The 3308-nt window shown below is 51.2% G+C and carries 3 protein-coding genes; 2 read left to right on the forward strand and 1 reads right to left on the reverse strand.

The genetic code is table 11. The annotated features are described in order from the left end of the window. Both B2633_RS01155 and B2633_RS01160 read left to right on the forward strand, forming a co-directional pair. Window positions 1-951 (forward strand): GerAB/ArcD/ProY family transporter (locus B2633_RS01155; RefSeq protein WP_483168708.1); only part of this gene is annotated, 951 nt, incomplete at its 5' end. A gap of 45 nt (window positions 952-996) precedes the next feature. Continuing rightward, window positions 997-2163 carry a Ger(x)C family spore germination protein gene (locus B2633_RS01160; protein ID WP_481042114.1) on the forward strand — a complete coding sequence of 389 codons (1167 nt, stop codon included), beginning with the start codon at window positions 997-999 and terminating at the stop codon, window positions 2161-2163. 11 nt (window positions 2164-2174) lie between these two features. Here the strand turns inward: B2633_RS01160 and B2633_RS01165 are convergent. Beyond that, the coding region (locus B2633_RS01165) for a TRCF domain-containing protein (RefSeq protein WP_483168710.1) at window positions 2175-3308 on the reverse strand (1134 nt) is incomplete at its 5' end.

Genomic DNA, 3308 nt, shown 5'->3' on the forward strand with positions numbered 1-3308 from the left:
ATTTATTATTATATCCTGGTGAATAGCCGCCGTACTTTTCCCGGTATGCTTGAGGAGCATTTGGGTACTTTGATCGGCAAAGCTCTGGGATTTGTTTATATCTGGGTGTTTTTCCTGGTGGTAGTGATGAGCCTGGTTATTTTCGCCAACTTTTTTTTGAGCAATGTCCTGCCTGGCATGCCCATAAGCATTCTTTTGATTTTTATTATTTTGCCGGCTTTTTATGCCCTGCGCAATGGCTTGGAGACTACCGCCCGGGTTATAGAGATAATAATAATGACCGGTTACCCGTTAGCTATGGTTTTGTTGTTTTTGGGCCTGGGACCGGAAACTGACTGGTCTCGTTTAATGCCCATAGGCAGTTTCGCTATGGCTGACATCGCTAAGGGCATTCTATTGGTGAGCAGTTACTGCAGCTTTATGATTGTGGTTTTAACCCTGGGGCCGTTTTGCCACCAGCCCCGGCTGTTATGGCGATGGATGCTATCCGCGTACGGATTGTTTGTATTCAGCGTACTGGTGATGGTGGTGATCCCTATCGTCGCCTATGGACCAGCATTAACCGCGGTGCAGACCTTTCCTATTTTCAATATAGCCCGTGCCACTAACATCGCAGGTTTCATCCATAACATCGAAATAATACTGGTGTCTGCCGTGATGCCAGGCGTATTCGCCATTCTAGCCGTTTTTTGGTTTGTAACCTGTTACAGCATCCAGCAGGTTTTTGGGCTGCAGGATTATCGCGTCATGATAGGTCCCACAGCCATTATGGCCGGCATACTGGCCGTACTCCTGGTGCCGAATATACATTTTTTGTACATAATGCTGGATCAGATTTTTCCCTGGATCTTTATTACCATATTCGGGATATTTCCGGTAATTTTAGCCCTGGTGATACGGGTAAAGCGGCCTAAAGGCACGCCATCCGGGACGACTGCGGACAAAAAATAAACTTGTTGTATACCTACCATCCAAATCAAAATTGAGGTTTCGCCTTTGAATATCAAACCGTTTATCAGCATAATAGCCATCCTGTTGATCAGCTTTTTGTACTGCAACGGCTGCTATAATCGGGTTGACCTGGGAGACAGCATAGCAGCGGTTGCACATGGCCTGGACATAAGCCCGGATGGAACCCGGGTCGTTTCCAGCGGTCAGTTTGCATTACCGCCGCAAGCCGATGACGACGATGCCCCCAAATTCCTGGTACGCAGTGCGTCAGGGCCTACTTTCTCAAGCGCTGAGCAGATAATGGCCACCTCGCTGCCCCGGGATCCAGTATGGAGCATGGCAGAGACCTTCATCATCGGAGAAAATATCGCCCGCCGCGATATCAGCCTGTTTCTGGACCATTTGGCCAGAACCAACGCGGTAAGAGAAGTATCGCTGCTGTTCCTGGCTTATAACTCCACCCCGGAGGAGGTTCTAAAAACCGAAACGGCGCCAGAAGATACCGCTGGCAGAGCGCTGGTTAAGATGATTCAGGCCCAGGAGGCTCAAATCGGGCTTTACAGTCCGGTTACCATCAAGGAGTTCCTCTACAAGGTGAGCACAGCAGGCGTCGAACCGGTATTGCCACAGGTGAAGATCGAAAGTTTCGAAGGCAAGGATCGCCTGTCAATCAGCGGACTGGCTGTTTTTCGCGGGAAACAGATGGTGGGATCGCTCAATGAACAGGAAAGCCGCGGCTATCATTTTATGCAGAGCAATACCCGGGGCGGGCTCTTCGTCATCAACCTGCCCGACCCGGCCAGGCCGGGGGAGCAGAGTCTGCAAACCCTGGAAACCATCAACTCCACCGCCGTGGTGAAACCGGTTCTCAATCAGGGGCAGCTTAAAATGAGAATAACCATAACTGCTGAAGGAAATATCTACGAAGTGGCTTATCCCCACATCCTCTTCGATCTTAGCCAATTGGGGCTTTTTGAACAACAAGCCAACGCTGCCATCCAGAGCGATGTAGAGGCCTGCCTCCGAAAAGCGCAAGCCTGCCAAAGTGATATTTTGGGGTGGGGCCAGGCCATACAGCGCCAACAACCGGCCCTTTGGGAAAACCTTGAAGCGGATTGGCCGGCTCAATTTGCCAGCATACCCTATGAAATCGAAATCGATTTCAAGCTGCGCCGCACTTATTTACAGGGCCGGGGTTCTGTCGAGGAATAGTTTTATACTTTCTATATCATCTGCAAGACCCGCTGCAGGGTTTGCAGGGCATCGCCCTCGGGCCTGACCACCAGGGTGTGGGCGTTTAATTTACGGATCTGGTAGCCGCCCAGGTTCTGCTGCACATCATGGGGCAGATTTTTCTCCAGTTGAATCTCAATCTGCTTGCCTTTACGGCGCAGTAATTTAATCTCTTTATCCCTGGCCATGAGACGCAACAGGGTAATCTGCAGAAAATTTTCCACCGGCCGCGGGGGCTTGCCGAAGCGATCGTTAAGCTCAGCCCTGATTTCCTCAATGTCCTCCTCCGAGGTTGCCAGCAATAAACGCCGATAAATGCGAATCTTAACCCCGGGGTCGGGAATATAAGTATCCGGGATGTAATAATCGATGTCCACATCTACCATCGGCCCGCTGCTCTGAGTGACGGGATTGCCGCGCAAGCGCGAGGTTTCCTGCTCCAATAGGCGGCAATACATGTCGAACCCCACGGCCTGAATGTAGCCATGCTGTTCGGGGCCTAAAATATTGCCGGCTCCTCTGATTTCCAGGTCGCGCAGGGCTATTTTCATCCCCGCCCCCAGCTCGTTGAACTCCCGGATAGCATTAAGTCTCTTTTGCGCGTTTTCGTTGAGGACGCGATCCGGGTGATAGGTCAGATAAGCATAGGCAATACGGTGTGAACGCCCCACCCGGCCGCGCAGCTGGTATAACTGCGCCAGGCCCATTTTATCCGCATCATCTACAACGATGGTATTGACATTGGGCATATCCAAACCGGATTCGATAATGGTGGTGCAGAGCAATAGCTGATACTCGCCTTTTATAAAGTCGCTCATGATGGCTGCCAATTTACCTTCCGGCATCTTGCCATGACCTACTGCGATACGAACCCCGGGAAGCATTTCCTCCAGGCGCTTCTGCACCCGGTAAATGCCTTCGATGCGATTATGGACGAAAAAAACCTGTCCATTGCGGTCCAATTCATTGCGGATGGCTTCATCGACGATGTCGTCGCGATATTCCATTACGTAAGTGGTGATGGGATAGCGGCCTGGCGGCGGGGTCTCAATAATGCTCAGGTCTCTCAGCCCGGTCAAAGACATATGCAGACTGCGCGGGATAGGCGTAGCGGAAAGGCTCAG

This window comes from Syntrophomonas sp. UBA1041, from assembly GCF_002316705.1.
In the GTDB taxonomy this organism is placed as follows: Bacteria; Bacillota; Syntrophomonadia; order Syntrophomonadales; family Syntrophomonadaceae; genus DTU019.